This window comes from Stenotrophomonas sp. 96582_Sma (genome assembly GCF_056480905.1).
In genome coordinates, this window is sequence record NZ_CM151122.1 from 2,660,043 (window position 1) to 2,677,334 (window position 17,292).

A 17,292-nucleotide genomic window follows, 5' to 3' on the forward strand; every position below is an offset into this window, starting at 1 on the left:
ACCGATGTCACGCCCCGTCCGGGGGCGCCTCGGCGTCCCCGCCCTCGCGGGCCAGCTGTCCGGGCGTCCAGCGCAGGGTCCACTCATAGGGCCCCTCTGGCGGGCAGACGTGGCGAAAATCGCGGGGAATTTCGCAGACCGTTGCGCCCGCGGTAACAGTGAAGGCAACGATGATCCGGTTGCCCTCGATTCGGATCGCCTGCACCGCACCAGGAATCTGGATGCCGGCATCATCGCCATAGCCTGACTCCCGGATGGCCGCGAAATCCTCGGCCTCCATCCGCGACAGACTCTTCGGATTTGCCTGGCCGCGCGGATCGTTCGCCGTCAGCTCCGTCATCACCGCCACCACATTGCTTTGCGCGAAGCTGCCACCGGTGTAGGTAGATGTGTAGAAGTACACAACCTCCGAACGGCCATCACCATCGAGATCGGCAACAGCCGTCCACGCCGGGCGGAAGTCCGATTCGATATCGCCGCCTGGAATAAGTCGCAGACTGGCTTCGGCGGCGTGCAAGGCCTGCACCAGGCTGGGCGGCGATGGTCGCTTGGCGGCGGGCGACGCGGCCATCGCCGGCGTGCAGGACAGCGCCAGCGCTGCAAGCGTCAGGCGGATCGGGCTCGAGCGGAGCGTTGCAGGTCCGTGCATGTCATCCTCCTTGAGTGTGCGGTCAGTCTAACCGCAGCTCCGGTGGCGCCCAGTCGTGCACGGCGCGCCTTCGCGCGATGTGAAAGACATCCACACATGGCGTGGATCTACTGCGGGGTGTCCAACTCCATCGCACGCATCACGATCGGTTTGGCCCAGTCCGGCGTGTGCAGCAGTTCGGCCACCGAGACCGGGTACTGCAGCTGGCCGCGCTCCATCGCCAGCACCGGGAGGGGCGCGGCGCAGCCTTCTGCGTCGGCCGGCGCGCTGTTGTCGTAGACATGCAGCTCAGCCAGGTGCGGCAGCAGGTCCAACAGGTTCTCGCGCGCCGAATCGAAGCGGGCGTGGATCTTTTCCACCGGAATATCGTGGCCACCGGCCTCTACCCGCGCCGCCACGCGGGCGATGTGCAGCTCGACCGTGGCCAGGCCACAGAACCAGATCGCGACGTGATGGTGCTCGCAGGCCTCGCGCAGCAGGCGCGGAATGGTGTTGCCACCCAGCGTTGTTTCGAAGGCGAAGTCCGTGCCATCGGCCATGGCCTGGCGCAGGCGGCGGGTGCCTTCCTGCCAGGCCTCGGCATTGGCTTCGGGCAGCGGCCAGCCAGCCTCGACCAGGCGGCGGGTGAACGAATCGGGGTTGAACCAGCTCAGTCCTTCGGCTTCCAGCCAGGTACCCAGCAGCGAGCTTTTGCCGGCGCCATTGACGCCGGCCAGCACCAGGATCCGCCCCATCGTTCAGAGCGGACGGCCGAGGGTGACCTTGCGGCCACGGCGGATCGGCTGGCCCAGCACCTTGCCCAGCCCCTCACCGCGCTGCAGGCTGGCCAGGGTCTGGTCGAACTCACCGCGCAGGCGCAGCAGTTCTTCACTGCGCTCACCGGCGTCACCGCCGGCGGCCTTGGCCAGCAGCTCCTGGTACGTGCGGATATCCACGATCACCGCTTCCGGATGATTGTGGTTGGTGATGACCAGTGCCTGCTTCTCGCGCACGGTGCGCATCAGGCTCGGCCAGCCACGGGTCTTCACCGACGAGGCCGGGGCCTTTTCGAGGCCAGGCAGATCCAGCGGCAGGGTCATGGCACGGCTCCAGACGGGGATAGTTGAGGCCATTATGCCCAATTTGGCCCAATTGGGGATAAATGGACCTTTACCTGACGGAACCCTCCGCCGCCGCGCCCGGAGCATCGGTCTGCAGCAGGCTGTCGCGCTCCCGCAACGGGAAGCGGATCCAGGCATCCAGGCCTTGTGGGCCAAAGCGCAGCTCCCCGCTGCCAGCCAGCTCGTACGGCACGCGCTGCTCGATCAGCGCCCGGCCCAGGCCGCGCTGGCGTGGCAGCTCCCAGTCCTCCACCTCGGCATGACGCTCGCACCAGTGCAGGCCCAACCATGGCTGGCCGGCCTGAACCTGCAGATCCCAGGTGACCTCGATCCGGCCATCCTCATGGGTGAGCGCGCCATGCCTCAGCGCGTTGGTCGCTAATTCGTGGATCGCCAGGGACAGTACTTCGGCTGCTTTCGGCGGCAGCAGCACGTCCTCGCCCTGCAGGCGGTAGGCGGCCGCTGCCGGCGTCTGCGCAGCGATCTCCTCTTCGAGCATGCCACGCAGGCAGACGCCGGCATTGGCACCACGGGTCAGCAGGCTCTGCGTGCGTGCCAGCGACATCAGTCGCCCGCACAACCGTTCAGCGTATTCATCCACACTGCTGACCGACTCGCGGGTCCGCCAGGCAATGGCATGGATGGTCGACATGATGTTGCGCACCCGGTGCTGCAGTTCGGCCAGCAATACCGATTGACGCTCAGTGGCACGCTTGAGGTCGTCGATGTCCACCGCGATGGCAAATACCCCGCTGACCTCACCGTCGCCATCGCGCAGGGGCGCGGCAGCGACCCGGGTCCAGCGCGCGCGGCCATCATCATGCAGGTACTGGAACTCCAGCCCCGGCACCACGGTCTCGCCGCGCATTGCGCGCGCGATGGCGAAGTCGTGCGCCTCGATGGCGTTACCGTCCGCATGCCACCCACGCCATCGATGCAGGTTCACCTCATCCGTGGAAGGCACCTTGCCGCTGGGCAGGTAGGCACGCATCTGGTCGTTGGACAGCTGCAAGCGCCCCTCGGTGTCGACAATGCAGACACCTACCGGCAGCACCTTGAAGGCCAATGCCAAGCGCCGGTCCGCCTCCCGCCGCTTCTGCTCTTCGCGCTCGCGTGCCAATTGGGCCACATGTGCCGCTGTGGTCTCGAACATGGTCACCAACACGCCGTTGATGCGCCCCTCCTCGCCACGGATCGGGCTGTAGGTAATGGTGAACCAGACGTCCTCCAACCACCCGCGGCGCGCCAGGGGATAGAGTTTGTCCTCGTAAGTGATGGTTTCGCCCTGCCAGACGCGCTGGTAGATCGGCCCGTTGATATGCCACACCTCGGGCCAGCACTCGCGGGTCGGCTGGCCGAGCCCGCCGGGATGCTTGTCGGCCAGGATCTCGGCATAACCATCGTTGTAGAGCTGCACCAGCTGCTCGCCCCACAGCACGATCATCGGGAAGCCATGGGCCAGCATCAGGTCGACAGTGGCGCGCAGGTGGGGCGGCCACTGCTCACAGGCACCCAATGGCGTGGACGACCAGTCGTGACGGGCGATGCGCGCGGCCATGCCATCGTGGCGCGCATGCAGGCGCGGCGCAGGTGGCATCGAGCCACGCAGCTTGGCGGCGTGGATGCCTTCAGGACGGCGCGACATGCCGCGCAATCAGGCGATGCCCGCAGAGACCTGCGGCGCCGCCACCAGCCCGGCCAGCTGCTGCACCAGGGTTTCGATGTGATAAGGCTTGGTACAGCGCGGCGCGCTGGCGAAGCGGCTGGGCAAGTTGTCGTCGTAACCGGAGGTCAGCAGAAAGGGCGTACCGGCCTCGGCCAGCCGATCGGCCAGCGGATAGACCTGCTCACCGCCCAGGTTGATGTCCAGCAATGCCACATCGATGGGATGGGTATCGACCAGCTGCCCCAGCGCCTGCAGGTCACCGGCCGGCCCCACCACCTGTGCGCCTTTCAGCTCCAGATAGTCGACCAGGAACATCGCGATGGCGAATTCATCCTCCGCCACCAGTACACGCAGCCCTTTCAGGCCCTCTGGTTTGTTGCCCGCTTCCAGCACGACCGGCGCTCCTCGATACACGCGGCCCAGCTCTGCCGCAACGCCCGCAGGATGCGCGAACCGGGCTACAAGAGCGCGTGATGATGGATGAAGATCGTGGCCACGGCCCGTTCACCGCGGCATTGCAGCGGCGTGTTCAGAAGGCCCGCTCCCACTTCAGGCTGAGCAGGCTGCGGTCGTGGCTGTACAGCCAGCCAACGTTGCTGTCGATGCGCGCGTAGCGCAGGCTCAGGCTGGGTACCAGCCCGGCCACGGCAAGGCGCTCGCTGCGCACGATGGCGATCAGGTTCTGTTCGCTGTCCTCACGCCGCGCCTCCAGCAGCGGACTCCACGCGTCGTAGTCGCGCTCGCGCAACGAGACGAATACGGTGGCGGTGGTGCCACTCCATTGCCGCGCTGCACCCAGCCGCACGCCGCGCTGGCGATAGCCGTTGGCTGGGTTGGCGGCGCTGCTGTCACTCAGGTCCAGCCCGGCAAAGAGGGTCCAGCGCGGGTTGAGCGCACGGAACCAGGTGGCATACACCGCGGCCAGCTCACCGTCGTAATTGCTGGCCAGGCCACGCTGGCGATAGCGCTGGCGCTTCCAGTCGGCCTCCAGCTTGAGCAGGCTGCGCGCGTCCAGCGCATATTGCCATTCGCCATGCAGCCCGCTACCGCCTTGCAGGGCCCGGTTGCCGAGGCCCTGATAGTCATAGCTGGGGGCGATCTGCAGGGTATGCCGTGCGCTACGCCAGCTGTAACCCGCCTGCACGTTGGCATTGAGCTCGTTGTAGGCGCTGTGCCCACGCCATGCCTGGCCGAATGCGAGGCCACGCACGTACACGCCATGGTGGCCCTTCAAGGCCCAGCGACGTTCGAGGTTACCGTCGTAGTCCAGGCCCATGGCGCGCTGGGCATCGGGAAGATTGCGCTGAATGATGCAGGTGTCGCCTACCCCGAACAGGCAGGTGCGGCTGGCCGAACTGCGGTTGATGTTGTCGCTCCATGCCGGGCCGGCGGACAGCGCGCCTTTCCAGCGCTGGCGCGCCTGCAGCGCAGCCAGATAGGCGTCCACCCGTCCGCGTACACCTGCGGTGGCGGGGTCATCGGCACTGATGGCATCCGCGATCGCCGTGAACAACGCCACCGCATCGCGATCGCGCTGGTCTTCGGCGTAGACGCGCGCAAGTTCAAGGCGGGCCGGCAGGAAATCCGGCTGTGCCTCCAGCAGCGCCTCGTACTCGTTGGCCGCGCGATGGTGATTGCCGGCCACCCGCGCCAGGCCGCCCTGCGCATAGTGGCGCAGCAACGGGTCGTGGCCAGGCAGTTCGATGTATTCATCCAGGAAGCGTTGCGCGGCGCCCCATTGCTGATGCTGCAGCGACAGGTACAGCGCCTGGCCCAGATCATCGACCGTGCGCTCCACGCGCAGGGTCTGGCCGTCGATGGTGATGGTCGGTCGCTCCGACTCGGCCTGCTGCAGGCGCTGCTGGTCCTGCTGCTGGTGGCGCAGGTCGGTGCCCTGTTCGAGCACGCGGCGAAGATCGTCCTGCTGGGCGCGCACGTCGGCGGCCGCCAGCAGCAGTACGACAAGGAAGATGGGATGGCGCATGGTCGATCCGTGGTGGTGCATGCAGCGGGCCGAAGCAGGGACTGGCGGATCGCGGCTTGTCCCTGCCCTGCCCCGTCAGGGGCGTGGCAATCAGTTCTTGCTGCCGCCGAAGGCGGTGTCGTACTGGCTGTTGCCGCTGAAGGTGGCGATACCGGCCAGGGCGGCCGCGTTGGCGCCGAAGAACTGCCCCTGGGTGGTGCCGGCAACGCTGCCGTTGGCGGTGGCCGAACCGGCGAACGATGCGTCGGCACTGTTGATGTTGGCAACGATGGCCAGGTTCAGGCCGTTGCCCGACAGCGCACCATCCAGGGTGCCGGCGCCGAAGTCGGCGTCGAAGGTGCCGCTCAGCAGGTTGCTGCCGTTGAACTTGTTCAGGCCAGCAACGGTGTAGGACGCCACGCCAGCAGGCAACGTGGTGCCGGCGCGGTCACCGACGAAGTAGACCTGGCGGTTGTTGAAGCCACCGGCGGCGCCATCCTTGGACCACTCACCGAACCAGACATCGCCACTGCCGACCTTGACGAAGTTGAAGTGGCCCATGCCGGCGTGGCTGCCCGGTGCGCCGGTGATCGGCATGGCCAGGGTACGTACCGTCACGCCATTGACGGTGGTGGGTGCCGAGTAGGCGCTCAGGCCCTGGAAGTCCACCGGCTTGGCCTGGGACACGGTACCGACACCGATACCGGCCTTGCCAGCGCGGTGCGGGCCGCCATTGACCTGCGATTCGCCAACCGCCACATACAGCTCGGCATCGGTCTTGGCACTGGCGGCACCGACGATATCGGCAGCATGCGCGGCACCGACCAGAGCCAGCGAGGCAGCAACGGCGAGAACCGAACGGGAGATCATTTTCATGGTATTGCTCCTTGGTTGAGGGAACTACGGGTACAACGCTTGAAGGTGGGAGATCAGAAGCGTGCGGTGACGCCGAGCTTCAGGGTGCGACCCGGAGCCGGCAGCGTGGACCGCGTGGCTGGATCGACGTAGTAGCGGTTGCCGAGGTTGCTGCCGACCAGTTCGACGCTGGCATGCTCGTTGAAGCGCCAGCGCGCATAGGCATCGACGGTGGTGATGTTTCCCCAGGTGAACGGCACGTTCTGCCAGAGCAGGCCGCTGCCACCGCTCAGCAAACGGTCACGGTAGGCCTGCAGATCAGGGTTCTCGTGGCGCTGGTAGTGCACGATGCGGCTGCCAAGCTCCAGGCGTTCATCGAACAGGCGCGTGCCCAGCGACCAGTTGATCGACAGCTTGGGAATGGCCTGGGTCAGCAGGTAGCCACCGACGAAACCATCCTGCACGCAGTTCGGGACCAGGCCGCGGTTCGCATCCAGGAGCACCGCCGTGCTCTCGTCACACACCTCGTTTTCCAGCGTGCGGGTGATGCCCAGATCGGTGAAGAAGCGCCGGTTGTCGAAGCGGGCCTGCAGTTCGATGCCACGGATGGTCTGCTTGTCGATGTTGTCGAACAGGAAGTTGCCATCGCGCTCGATCACGTCACGGGTCTTGTGCACGTAGTACGCCAGCTTGACGTCGGCATCGGCGGTGTTGCCGAACAGGGCCGACAGGTTGTGCACGTAGCCCACTTCGTAGTTGTAGGCGTGCTCGGGCTTGAGCGCATGCAGCGGATTGAGGCTGCCGGAGAAGGCGATCGTGCTTTCGAACATGCTCGGGAAGCGCACCGCTTCGCTGTAACGCACGTAGGCACGGGCGGCCGGGGACAGGTGTGCAGTGGCCGAGAAGGTCGGCAGCCAGGCATGGTCGCGGCGGCGGCTGTTGCGTGCATCGACCGGCTGCGACTGTACGCTGTTACCGATGTTGCAGACCTGGTCGCTGCCGGCGAACACCGGCTGCACGCCGGGAATGGCCGCCACTTCGCCATTGAGGCACGGATTGCCGGCGCGGGTGTAGTTGCCATCGGCATCGGGCAGCCAGGGCCGCGTGTACCTGACCGGACGCGGCGTCTCGTACGGCGCCAGCAAGGCACGGATGCTGTCATCGATGAACCAGCCCATGCCGCGCTTTTCCCATACGGCGCGGCGTGCTTCCAACGCGTCGATGCGGGCCTGCAGATTGGCGGGACGGGGCGGCAACTCGTTCACGGTGTACTGCGCTTCCTTGCCACCTACGCCCTTGGTCAGCAGCTCGGGGTGCGCCTCGAGGAAATCGTCGAAGGCCCAGTAGCGGCTGTAGCGCACGCCTGCATTGAGGGTAAGGAAGTCGACCGGCCGCCACTCCAGGGTCAGGTAGCCCTCGCCCTCCTGTCGGCGCCCGGCACGCGGAAACATGCGCCAGCCATCGGTGGTACCGAAGTACGGATCGCTCGAGCCGAGCTTCTCGTACTGCCAGTTGCCGCCCACGGTCAGGTCCAGGGTCGAATGCAGGGCGAAACGATTGCTCAGGATCAGGCCGGTGCGGTCGTTGCGCGCGTTGGCCAGCGCGGTGTTGCGCAGGATCGGGCTGGCGTCCGGATTCCACGCCGGATTACCCACTGCGAAGTTCGGGAAGCCGCCAGCGCTGTAGGTATCGCTGTCCGTCTCCGTGCGCCACAGGTTGGCGTAGAGGTCCAGCCAACGACTGCCGGCGGGCTGGAAACGGTATTCCAGGTTCCACACATCCGAATCGACCCGGCTGAGCGGCCACTGGATGCGGCCGTAGTCCGGGGCCGACAGGATGCGCGACGGCATGATCTCGCCGTAGTGCGACAGCGTGCGCCGCCAGGTCGCCTTCAACTGCTGGTCATCGTTGATCTGCCAGCTGCCTTTGACCAGCCAGGACTCCTGTTCGCTGGAGGTATTGGGCACTTCATCGCCGGGCTTGAAGTAGCGCGCCAGCGTGGTGATGTAGTCGATGCCCTGGTACTCGTACTGCTCGCGCCGGTCCTGGTCGTAGTACGCGCTTCCCTTGCTGCCGGAGAAGTAGTTGCCGCGCTTGCGCCAGGCGTAGGCGGCCATCAGGTCGACGTTGTCGCCGCGTACGCCCAGTGCCAACCGCCAGGCCTGGTCTTCGCCATCGAAGGGGTTGTTGCCGCTGCGCGACTTCACCGGCACCACCAGGGTGCGGTCGTTATAGGGTGAGTTCGGCGAGCCCTGCGGGAACCCCGGCACGGTGCGGTAATCCTCGCCGGTGTGCAGGCGCGGCAGGCGCGGTGCCACCGCATTGCTGCTGCCTTCGATCTTCAGCTCCCCGCCGAAGCGTTCGCCGGCAGCAACAATGTCGTCAACGTCGATGGTCTTGATCACCAGCGCACCACCGATCCCGCTGTGCACATCGCGCACCAGCCCTGGCCCCTTGATGACCTGGATGCCACCAATCAGGTTGGGATCGATGTAGTTGCGGTTGCTGACGCCGTTGTAGCCACGCCAGACCGTGAGCGCCTGTTCGCCGCCATCGATGCTGACCGGCACCCGCCCGGGCCCCTGGATGCCACGGATATTGACGTCCAGCGCGCCGCTGTTGCGCGCATCGCCACTGAACACACCGACCAGATCCTTGACCACGTCGGCCGGATTGGAGCCACGGTAACGTTCCACCCGGTCGCGCCCCGAATACGCCGTGGTCATGTCCAGCGCGAACACATCGTCGTAGCCACGCCGATCGCGGGCCTCACCCCCTTCCGACTGAAGGCGACCGGCCACGTCCAGTGTTTCGGTCACCCGCACCCCTTCGCCCTCACCCGCCTCCGCTGCGGCCCGCAGGCTCCAGGTACCGTCCATGCCGCGCTGTGCACGCACGCCGCTGCCGCGCAACAGCTGCTGCAGGGCCTGCATCTGGCTGTACTCGCCACTCACCGCACTGGAGCGGCGGCCCTCCACCAGGTCACTGCGGAACACCACCTGCACATCGGCCTGGCGGCCAAAGGCACGTACGGCATCAGCCAGTGGCTGCTCCGGAATGGCGTACTGGCGCAGCGGCGCGACGATCGCCGGTTGTGCCTGCACGGTCGGCACCCAGGCCAGCGGCAGCAATGCGGTGGAAACGGCCAGGGCCAGAACGGTGGCGCGACGATGACAGGCGGATGCCGTGGACGGCATGGACAGGAACTCCTCAAGCGTGGCTGGACCACGGGCACATCCGGTGCCGGTGGTGTGTCTGGCTTGAGGAAAAACGGTGTTTCGCTCTGGCTATACCTCTATAGACAGCGGGACACTGCAGGTGCCCACGGCTTTTTTCATGTTTTTTTCATGCGGCCCGTTCATCCAGGTGCTGCGCGGGCCTCACCACACCACCAGCGCGCCGCCGGGCAAGCGCTGCACTCGCAGTCCTGCCTGCGCGGCCACCGCATCGATGGCCGTCTCCGGCTGCCGCAGGTGGAACAAGCCACTGACCCGTACGCCTGCACCCTGCCCACCCAGTACCCAGACCGGGGCGCGATGGTAGCGCGCCAGATCGGCGATGGCCTGCGTGGCCGACTGATCATCGATCACTACCTCGCCCCGCCGCCATGGCGCCACGGCCTCGGGATCTTCCAGCCGCACAGGCTGCAGCCAGCGACCGTCACGGAACACGCGTGACTGCCCCGCATGCAGGCGCTGTACGCTGCCATCGCCCGGACGCACGTCGACCACACCCTCGCTGACCTGGGTGGTGACCGTGGTATCCAGCATCGACACACTGAAGGCGGTACCGATGTCACGGACCAGGCCGCCCGCCGCCTCGACCTGGAACGGTCGCGCCTCATGGGCCACCTGGAACCAGGCCTGGCCGCGCAGCAGGCGCAGGTGCCGCTGCTGGCCATCGAACGCAACCGCCAATGCGGTGCCCGCATCGAGCACGGCGGTGCTGCCGTCTTCCAGCTGCACCACGCGTGGTGTATCGCTGCTGCGCAGGTCACTGCGTGCCAGCAACAGCGCCTGCGGTGCGGCCGCGACCATCAGAACCACAGCGGCGGCACTGGCCAGCAGCCATGGCAGGCGGCGCGGCGCGATCGGGCGCAGGCCCTCGCGATCGGTGGTGAGCTCGGGCAGCGCCGCCAGCACCTCGGGCCCGGCGGCATCCAGCCCCCGCCAGAACGCCGTCTGCTGGCGCCAGGCCAGCGCATGGCGTGGATCGGCCTGCAGCCAGCGCTGCAGGGTTCGTTGCTGGCGTTCCGGCAGCGGGCCTGCACTGCACCGGATCACCCAGCGCAACGCCTGCCTGGCCTGACGCGGCGAGGGTTCGGACGTGGTCATGGTTGTGGCCTGCCGCACCACGAACGGGTGCGCTTTCCTGTTGTGACAACGGCGGGCGCGATCTGCCCACTGCAATCGCCGCTCATCGATGCATTCCCTGCTGGTGCTGCTGGATCAACAGTGCCGCGCGCAGCACATGCTTGCCGACCAGGCTCTTGGAAATGCCGAGCCGAGTGGCGATTTCACGCTCGCTCAGGCCCAGGTAGCGGTTGAGCACAAAGCACTCACGCACCTGCGCTGGCAGCGCGAGGATGGTCTGGGTGATCTCGCGCAGCTGTGCCTGGTCCAGTGCCTGGGCCTCGCCGTCGTGGCCCGCCTCGGCCATGTCGGCGGCGTACTCGGCCATCGCGCGCCGCTCGCGGGCGTCGGCCTGGCTGCGGTTGAGCGCATGGTGATAGGCCATCCGGTACAGATAGCCGCGCGGCTCCAGGATCGGTGGATCACCGGGCACGCTGCTGGCCTTCAGGTACAGGTTCTGCAGGGTGTCCTCGGTACTGGCCGGGTCGAGATAGCGCGCGATGAAGCGAGACAACGCACGGCGCTCGCGGATCAGCAGCTCGACCAGCGCCAGGGCATTGGGAGACATAGGTGCCAAGGCCGGACCGGGGAATGATGGGCGTGATGGCGACGGTCCGGACATGGATTGTGGGCTGCGCGGCCGCAGGCGGCAAGCGAAAGCCTGTCGCGCGGCACCAGGATCATCCACACATGGCGTGGATCTCCCAGGCGGCGCCGGATCCAGTAGATCCACGCCATGCGTGGATGCGGAGCCTACGGTTCGTCCAACGCCTCGAAACGCTCGGCGAGGTAATCGATCAACGCACGCACTGCCGGCAGCAGCCCACGCCGCGAAGGGAACACCGCATGCACGATGCCGTGCTTCGGCACCCACTCCGGCAGCACCGGCACCAGCGCGCCGCTGTCCAGCTCATCGGTGATCATCATCCGCGGCAGCATCAACAGCCCGACCCCGGCCACCGCGGCTGCGCGCAGCGCGATCATGTCATCGCTGACCAGGCGCGGGCGGTGATGCACGCTGGCCTGCACGTCGTCCGGCCCGATGTACTCCCACACATGCTGCTGACTGGGCGAGGCCAGATCGACGGTCGGCATCATCGCCAGGTCGGCCGGCACCTGCGGCGTACCCAACCGTTGCAGCAGCGCCGGGCTGGCACTGGTGCACCAGACCCGGCGTGCCAGCACGCGCACCACCAGGTCGCTGTCTTCCAATGGCGGCGGCCTTACCCGGATCGCCACGTCCACACCCTCGCCCACCACGTCCACGCGGCGGTTGGTGGCGTCCAGCTGCATCGTCACCTGCGGATGCAGGGCCAGGAAGTCGGCCAGCATCGGGCCGATGCGCGCGTGCAGGATCGCGATCGGGCACGCCAGGCGGATGGTGCCGCGCGGCTCGGCGCGTGACATCGCAATCGCTTCTTCGGCCGCCTCCGCCTCGACCAGCATTGCCTTGCAATGGCGGTAGTAGTCCTGGCCGACCTCGGTGACCGAGAAACGCCGGGTCGAGCGCTGGATCAGGCGCACGCCCAACCGTTCTTCCAGCAGCGCGATGCGCCGGCTCAGTTTCGACTTCGGCATGGCCAGCGCCCGACCGGCCTGCGAGAAGCCGCCGTGCTCGACCACCATGGCGAAATAGAACAGGTCGTTGAGGTCACAACGGCGGATATCTGCGATGAACACGGGGCGATCTCCTGCGGCCCACGGCCTGCCGCCATTGTTCACCAGATAGGACTATGACGGCAAATATTGGCGTCTACCGGCCCAATTGTCGCGGCGATATCGTCTCCTGCAACGAAGAACAGCGGCCGGCAGCCCCGGCCAGGAGATCGCCATGAAGCGTGTCACCGGTACCTACAGCGCCCCCCGCCCGCACTGGGTGGGCGACGGATTCCCCGCCCGCTCGATGTTTTCCTACAACACCCACGGCCAGCACCTGAGCCCGTTCCTGCTGCTGGACTATGCCGGCCCCTACCGCTTCGCGCCCAGCGAAACGCCGCGTGGTGTCGGCCAGCATCCGCATCGCGGTTTCGAGACGGTCACGATCGTCTATGAGGGCGAGGTCGCCCACCGCGATTCGACCGGGGCCGGCGGCACCATTGGCCCGGGTGACGTGCAGTGGATGACGGCGGCCTCCGGCATTCTCCACGAGGAATTCCACACACCGGAATTCAGCAAGCGCGGCGGCACGCTGGACATGGTCCAGCTTTGGGTCAACCTGCCGGCGCGGGACAAGATGGGCGCACCGGGCTACCAGACCCTGCTTGACGCAGAGATCCCCTCGGTGGATCTGCCTGAGGGCGCCGGCCGCGTGCGTGTCATCGCGGGCCGCTTCGACCGCCACGCCGGTCCGGCACGTACCCACACGCCGATGGATGTCTGGGACATCCGCCTGCAGCAGGGCCACCACGCCGAACTGCCGGTGGCCGATGGCCGCACGCTGGCGGTGGTGGTGCTGAAGGGCTCGGTCCGGATCAACGGCGGCCAGCCGGTCGGCGAGGCGCAGCTGGTCACCTTCGATCGCAGCGGCGAGGACGTGTTCGTCGACGCCGACAGCGACGCCACTGTGCTGCTGCTCAGCGGCGAGCCGATCGACGAGCCGGTGGTGGGCTACGGCCCGTTCGTGATGAACAGCCAGGCCGAGATCAGCCAGGCGGTCAACGATTTCAACAGCGGCCGCTTCGGCCAGATCGCGCACTGAGCGCTTCCGCGCGGCGGGCGATGACCCGCCGCGCCAATGGGCCATCGCCCACCTTCCCCAGGAGACTGACCATGAGTACCCCCGCCAACTTCAACGGTGCCCGCCCGGTGATCGATCCGGACAACGCCGCGATGCTGCTGATCGACCACCAGAGCGGCCTGTTCCAGACCATCGGTGACATGCCATTCACCAGCGTGCGCGCCCACGCCACTGCGCTGGCGAAGATGGCCACGCTGGCAAAGATGCCGGTGATCACCACCGCCTCGGTCCCGCAGGGCCCGAACGGCCCGCTGATCCCGGAGATCCACGACGCGGCCCCGCATGCTCAGTACGTGGCGCGCAAGGGTGAGATCAACGCTTGGGACAACCCGGAATTCGTTGCTGCAGTGAAGGCCACCGGCCGCAAGCAGCTGATCATCGCCGGCACCATCACCAGCGTGTGCATGGCCTTCCCGTCGATCGCCGCCGTGGCCGATGGCTACCAGGTGTTCGCGGTGATCGATGCCTCGGGCACCTATTCGAAGATGGCTGAAGAGATCACCCTGGCCCGCGTGGTGCAGGCCGGCGTGGTGCCAATGGACACCGCCGCGGTGGCCTCGGAGATCCAGCGCAGCTGGAACCGTGACGATGCCCAGCAATGGGCCGAGGTCTACACGAAGATCTTCCCGAACTACCAGCTGTTGATCGAGAGCTACCTGAAGGCGCAGGACGTGCAGAAGAACCACGAGCAGCTGGATTCGCAGCGCAGCTGAGCTGCCCCCGGGGTGCCGGCCTGCCGCCGGCCCCCTCCCAACCGGAGACCCACCATGTCCAGTGAACCGATCCGCGACCCGGCCAGCGACCACCTGCTGACCCCGCAGAATTCCGCCTTCATCATCATCGACTACCAGCCGGTGCAGGTGAACTCCATCGCCTCGATGGACCGCCAGCTGCTGGTCAACAACATCGTCGGCACCGCCAAGGCCGCTGTGGCTTACGGTCTGCCGATCGTGCATTCGACGGTCAACGTCAAGACCGGCCTGAACAAGCCGCCGATTCCGCAGCTGCGCAAGGTGCTGGGCGACTACCCCACCTACGACCGCACCACCATCAATTCCTGGGAAGACGTCGAGTTCCGCCAGGCGGTGGAAGCCACCGGCCGTCGCAAGCTGATCATGACCGCGCTGTGGACCGAAGCCTGCCTGACTTTCCCGGCGCTGGACGCCTTGAAGGAAGGCTATGAGGTGTACGTGGTGGTCGACGCCGTCGGTGGCACTTCGCTGGCCGCGCACGATGCCGCGTTGCGCCGCATCGAACAGGCAGGTGGCCAGCTGATCAGCGTGCCGCAGCTGTTCTGCGAACTGCAGCGCGACTGGGCCCGCTCAGAAACGGTGCCGGCGTTCATGAACCTCTTCATCGAAACCGGTGGTACGGCAGGCATCCAGTTCTCGTACGATCGTACCGAGTGATTGGGTGGCGGCGCTGGCATTGGCTGGCGCCGCCTTTGGGAGCAGTCGAGCATGGCTCGACGCTACAGTGGGTTTGGTCGAGCGTGGCTCGACGCTAGAGACAGATGGAGAATGTGATGGCCTACGCGCGCATTGTTTCGACCGGCGACAACTACCTGCACCACATCAGCAATGGAAGCTTTGATGTAGACGCGGACGAGCCCGCCTCGCTGGGCGGTCAGGGCAAGGGCTTCGCGCCCTTCGATCTGTACCTGGCCTCGCTGGCCGCCTGCACCGCCATCACCCTGCGCATGTACGCGCAACGCAAGGACTGGGAGCTGGGCGAGTTCCATGCCGAGCTGCGTTCGGAACGCGATGCGGATGGACGCTTCCACGTGCACCGCGTGCTGCATGCCAGCGCCGAGCTGAGCGATGCGCAGTGGCAGCGGTTGCTGGAGGTGGTGGAAAAGACCCCGGTGACGCTGGTGATGCGCGAAGGTGCGCGCATCACCAGTGAGCGCGGCTGAAGGAGGTCTGGCCCACCTGCGGCGGATCTTGGCCGGTTCCTCGCTTGTTCCGGCCTCGCCCCTGTTCCAAGCTGCGCGTCCGCGTTCGGATGCAGTGAGCGCGCAGCAACAGGAGGACCGCACGCGATGTTACGTGCCCATGCTTTGGATCTGGATTTCAACGGCCGCGCCCTGCTGGCCGACGTCAACCTGCACCTGCCCTCAGGTGCCCGCATCGCCCTGATCGGCGACAACGGCAGCGGCAAGAGCTGCCTGCTGCAGATATTGGCCGGTACTCTGGTGCCCAGTGGCGGGACCATCATCCGCCGCGATGGCGCACGCATCGCCTACGTGCCGCAGCACGTACTGGATGACTCCTCTCGCAGCGGCGGCGAGCAGATGCGCCATTCGCTCGCCCGCGCGCTTGATGCCGACCCCGATGTACTGCTACTGGATGAACCCAGCAATCACCTGGACCGCAGTGCACGCCGCTCGCTGATCGCGCGCCTGCGCCAGTTCCACGACGCACTGTTGGTGGCCACCCACGATGAAGCCCTGATCGATGCGCTCTGTAATGAGCTCTGGCACATACGTGGCGGGCGCGTGAGCCACTTCGGCGGTCGCTACCGCGACTATCAGGCGGACCTGCAGCAGCGACGCGAGGCCAGCGACCGGCAGCTGCGCCAGCTGGATCAGGAGCGCGGCCAGGCCCATGAGGCGTTGATGCGCGAACAGCAGCGCGCCGCGAGCTCGCGGGAACGCGGCGTGCGCAAGGTCGAACAGCGCAAGTGGGGCGGCGTCCGTTCAGCCACCAAGCTCGGCCGTGGCAATACCACCGCCGGCGGCAAGCAACTGCAGATCCGTGAGCAGCAGGAAGACATCGAGGCTCGTCGCAATGACCTGCAGCGCGAGACCATCATCGAGCCTGCCTTCGCGTTGCCGGCCGGCTGGCGACGTGAGGGAGTGGTGGTGCAGCTGACCGACGCCAGCGTGGCGCATGCCACGGAAACGGTGCTGGGTGGACTGCATCTGCGCCTGGATGTCGGCGATCGCCTGGCGATCACCGGTGACAACGGCAGCGGCAAGTCCACGCTGGCCCGCGCGCTGTGCGGCGACCCAAGCATCCACCGTGATGGTGACTGGTTGCTGCCGCCAGCTGCTCAGATCGCCCTGCTTGACCAGCACTACCGGGACCTGCCGATGCAGGTCACGCCTCTCCAGGCGCTGTCTGCCCAAATGCCGGAGTGGAGCCAGACCCAGTGCCGGCTGCACCTGGCCGACTTCCTGTTCCGCGGCGACGCCACGGCGCAGACGCACGTGTCCGCATTGTCCGGTGGCGAACGGGCGCGGCTTTCATTGGCATTGATGGCGGCCAAACCCCCGACGCTGCTGGTTCTGGACGAACCCACCAACAACCTGGACATGACGCTGCGGATGCACTTGCTGCAGGTGCTGCGGGTGTTCCCGGGCACGTTGGTGGTGGTGTCGCATGACGACGCATTTCTGCAGGCGCTGGAACCGGGACAGGTGCTGGCGTTGTAGCTGCGGCCGGGCGTGTGCCATCCACGCATGGCGTGGATCTACTGTAGAGGCGAAGACAACGACAGGGGCTGTTGCCAACGTCGCGTGCAACCGCCCGAAAAGCCGAGCATGGGCCCGGCTCTACGGAAGGCTCAGCGCCGTGAATGCAGCACGGTGCGCTGGCGCATCGCGTTGAATTCCTGTTCGACCTGCTGGATGTCCTCGGCCTGGAAACCGGCCGCATCCAGCAGCTGGTCGGCGGCAGCCGCCGCCAGCGGATCATCGTCACGCTGGCGCCAGCAGCGCGCCGGTAGGAAGTAGCCCACTTCGCTGCGCCCGCGCATGATCACCACCGGCCGGCCCGCATACAGCAGGAACTCGGCCAGGTGCTGGCGCAGGCCCTCCACTGAAACATAGGCCGGTCCAACACCCAGCATCTGGCTGGACGGTTCGGGACTCTCGAACAGTTTGCGACGGCTCATCCACTCCTCCTTTTGAACAACGCGTGGTCTCCTTTCCTTAGACGGGCGCATCGCTGCGCCCCCGCCACGCACT

The 17,292-nt window shown here is 66.7% G+C and carries 17 protein-coding genes; 5 read left to right on the plus strand and 12 right to left on the minus strand.

Annotated features, from left to right (window positions below):
* Nucleotides 1-7: 7 nt before the first annotated feature.
* The 11 genes from ACZK2R_RS12365 to ACZK2R_RS12415 form a co-directional block, all read right to left on the minus strand.
* Entirely contained in the window at nucleotides 8-649 is a 642-nt protein-coding gene (locus ACZK2R_RS12365) for a hypothetical protein (protein ID WP_180838015.1), read from the minus strand.
* 107 nt (nucleotides 650-756) lie between these two features.
* Nucleotides 757-1,383 (minus strand): ATPase, encoded by a 627-nt coding sequence (locus ACZK2R_RS12370; protein ID WP_132810239.1) that lies wholly within the window; start codon nucleotides 1,381-1,383, stop codon nucleotides 757-759.
* A 3-nt stretch (nucleotides 1,384-1,386) separates the two neighbouring features.
* Complete coding sequence (locus ACZK2R_RS12375; protein ID WP_005413623.1) at nucleotides 1,387-1,728, minus strand: type II toxin-antitoxin system prevent-host-death family antitoxin; 342 nt, start codon at nucleotides 1,726-1,728, stop codon at nucleotides 1,387-1,389.
* Nucleotides 1,729-1,798: 70 nt separating this feature from the next.
* The gene (locus ACZK2R_RS12380) at nucleotides 1,799-3,394 is read right to left on the minus strand and encodes a sensor histidine kinase (protein ID WP_125893634.1); all 1,596 of its coding nucleotides are present in this window, start codon (nucleotides 3,392-3,394) and stop codon (nucleotides 1,799-1,801) included.
* Nucleotides 3,395-3,403: 9 nt separating this feature from the next.
* Nucleotides 3,404-3,808, minus strand: a complete 405-nt coding sequence (locus ACZK2R_RS12385; RefSeq protein WP_019337750.1) for a response regulator — start codon at nucleotides 3,806-3,808, stop codon at nucleotides 3,404-3,406.
* A gap of 136 nt (nucleotides 3,809-3,944) precedes the next feature.
* Entirely contained in the window at nucleotides 3,945-5,399 is a 1,455-nt protein-coding gene (locus ACZK2R_RS12390) for a surface lipoprotein assembly modifier (protein WP_180838016.1), read from the minus strand.
* A gap of 90 nt (nucleotides 5,400-5,489) precedes the next feature.
* Nucleotides 5,490-6,254, minus strand: a complete 765-nt coding sequence (locus ACZK2R_RS12395) for a Slam-dependent surface lipoprotein (protein ID WP_032129432.1) — start codon at nucleotides 6,252-6,254, stop codon at nucleotides 5,490-5,492.
* Nucleotides 6,255-6,307: 53 nt separating this feature from the next.
* On the minus strand, nucleotides 6,308-9,430 hold the full coding sequence (locus tag ACZK2R_RS12400) for a TonB-dependent receptor (protein ID WP_180838017.1): 3,123 nt from the start codon (nucleotides 9,428-9,430) through the stop codon (nucleotides 6,308-6,310).
* Nucleotides 9,431-9,613: 183 nt separating this feature from the next.
* Nucleotides 9,614-10,567, minus strand: a complete 954-nt coding sequence (locus ACZK2R_RS12405) for a FecR family protein (RefSeq protein ID WP_180838018.1) — start codon at nucleotides 10,565-10,567, stop codon at nucleotides 9,614-9,616.
* An 82-nt stretch (nucleotides 10,568-10,649) separates the two neighbouring features.
* On the minus strand, nucleotides 10,650-11,153 hold the full coding sequence (locus ACZK2R_RS12410; RefSeq protein ID WP_049462496.1) for an RNA polymerase sigma factor: 504 nt from the start codon (nucleotides 11,151-11,153) through the stop codon (nucleotides 10,650-10,652).
* Nucleotides 11,154-11,338: 185 nt separating this feature from the next.
* Nucleotides 11,339-12,265 carry a LysR family transcriptional regulator gene (locus ACZK2R_RS12415; protein WP_180838019.1) on the minus strand — a complete coding sequence of 309 codons (927 nt, stop codon included), beginning with the start codon at nucleotides 12,263-12,265 and terminating at the stop codon, nucleotides 11,339-11,341.
* A 151-nt stretch (nucleotides 12,266-12,416) separates the two neighbouring features.
* On the opposite strand from ACZK2R_RS12415, the gene ACZK2R_RS12420 reads away from it, so the two are divergent.
* From ACZK2R_RS12420 to ACZK2R_RS12440, 5 genes are all read left to right on the plus strand, one after another.
* The gene (locus tag ACZK2R_RS12420; RefSeq protein ID WP_180838020.1) at nucleotides 12,417-13,283 is read left to right on the plus strand and encodes a pirin family protein; all 867 of its coding nucleotides are present in this window, start codon (nucleotides 12,417-12,419) and stop codon (nucleotides 13,281-13,283) included.
* Nucleotides 13,284-13,354: 71 nt separating this feature from the next.
* Entirely contained in the window at nucleotides 13,355-14,035 is a 681-nt protein-coding gene (locus tag ACZK2R_RS12425) for a hydrolase (RefSeq protein ID WP_032129426.1), read from the plus strand.
* A 54-nt stretch (nucleotides 14,036-14,089) separates the two neighbouring features.
* A complete protein-coding gene (locus tag ACZK2R_RS12430) occupies nucleotides 14,090-14,731 on the plus strand; it encodes a hydrolase (protein ID WP_180838021.1) in 642 nt (213 codons plus the stop codon).
* A gap of 116 nt (nucleotides 14,732-14,847) precedes the next feature.
* A complete protein-coding gene (locus ACZK2R_RS12435; RefSeq protein WP_180838022.1) occupies nucleotides 14,848-15,237 on the plus strand; it encodes an OsmC family protein in 390 nt (129 codons plus the stop codon).
* A gap of 126 nt (nucleotides 15,238-15,363) precedes the next feature.
* Nucleotides 15,364-16,758, plus strand: a complete 1,395-nt coding sequence (locus ACZK2R_RS12440) for an ABC-F family ATP-binding cassette domain-containing protein (RefSeq protein ID WP_125893644.1) — start codon at nucleotides 15,364-15,366, stop codon at nucleotides 16,756-16,758.
* Between the two features lie 131 nt (nucleotides 16,759-16,889).
* Here ACZK2R_RS12440 and ACZK2R_RS12445 read toward each other — a convergent pair whose 3' ends face one another.
* A complete protein-coding gene (locus ACZK2R_RS12445) occupies nucleotides 16,890-17,219 on the minus strand; it encodes a hypothetical protein (protein ID WP_005409871.1) in 330 nt (109 codons plus the stop codon).
* Between the last annotated feature and the right edge of the window lie 73 nt (nucleotides 17,220-17,292).

Excerpts from the sequence above, each read along its gene's own strand:
- ACZK2R_RS12380 (WP_125893634.1), bottom strand. The coding sequence starts at position 3,394 with ATGTCGCGCCGTCCTGAAGGCATCCACGCCGCCAAGCTGCGTGGCTCG.
- ACZK2R_RS12395 (WP_032129432.1), bottom strand. The coding sequence starts at position 6,254 with ATGAAAATGATCTCCCGTTCGGTTCTCGCCGTTGCTGCCTCGCTGGCT.
- ACZK2R_RS12375 (WP_005413623.1), bottom strand. The coding sequence starts at position 1,728 with ATGACCCTGCCGCTGGATCTGCCTGGCCTCGAAAAGGCCCCGGCCTCG.
- ACZK2R_RS12365 (WP_180838015.1), bottom strand. The coding sequence starts at position 649 with ATGCACGGACCTGCAACGCTCCGCTCGAGCCCGATCCGCCTGACGCTT.
- ACZK2R_RS12405 (WP_180838018.1), bottom strand. The coding sequence starts at position 10,567 with ATGACCACGTCCGAACCCTCGCCGCGTCAGGCCAGGCAGGCGTTGCGC.
- ACZK2R_RS12440 (WP_125893644.1), top strand. The coding sequence starts at position 15,364 with ATGTTACGTGCCCATGCTTTGGATCTGGATTTCAACGGCCGCGCCCTG.
- ACZK2R_RS12430 (WP_180838021.1), top strand. The coding sequence starts at position 14,090 with ATGTCCAGTGAACCGATCCGCGACCCGGCCAGCGACCACCTGCTGACC.
- ACZK2R_RS12400 (WP_180838017.1), bottom strand. The coding sequence starts at position 9,430 with ATGCCGTCCACGGCATCCGCCTGTCATCGTCGCGCCACCGTTCTGGCC.
- ACZK2R_RS12420 (WP_180838020.1), top strand. The coding sequence starts at position 12,417 with ATGAAGCGTGTCACCGGTACCTACAGCGCCCCCCGCCCGCACTGGGTG.
- ACZK2R_RS12390 (WP_180838016.1), bottom strand. The coding sequence starts at position 5,399 with ATGCGCCATCCCATCTTCCTTGTCGTACTGCTGCTGGCGGCCGCCGAC.
- ACZK2R_RS12445 (WP_005409871.1), bottom strand. The coding sequence starts at position 17,219 with ATGAGCCGTCGCAAACTGTTCGAGAGTCCCGAACCGTCCAGCCAGATG.
- ACZK2R_RS12435 (WP_180838022.1), top strand. The coding sequence starts at position 14,848 with ATGGCCTACGCGCGCATTGTTTCGACCGGCGACAACTACCTGCACCAC.
- ACZK2R_RS12410 (WP_049462496.1), bottom strand. The coding sequence starts at position 11,153 with ATGTCTCCCAATGCCCTGGCGCTGGTCGAGCTGCTGATCCGCGAGCGC.
- ACZK2R_RS12425 (WP_032129426.1), top strand. The coding sequence starts at position 13,355 with ATGAGTACCCCCGCCAACTTCAACGGTGCCCGCCCGGTGATCGATCCG.
- ACZK2R_RS12370 (WP_132810239.1), bottom strand. The coding sequence starts at position 1,383 with ATGGGGCGGATCCTGGTGCTGGCCGGCGTCAATGGCGCCGGCAAAAGC.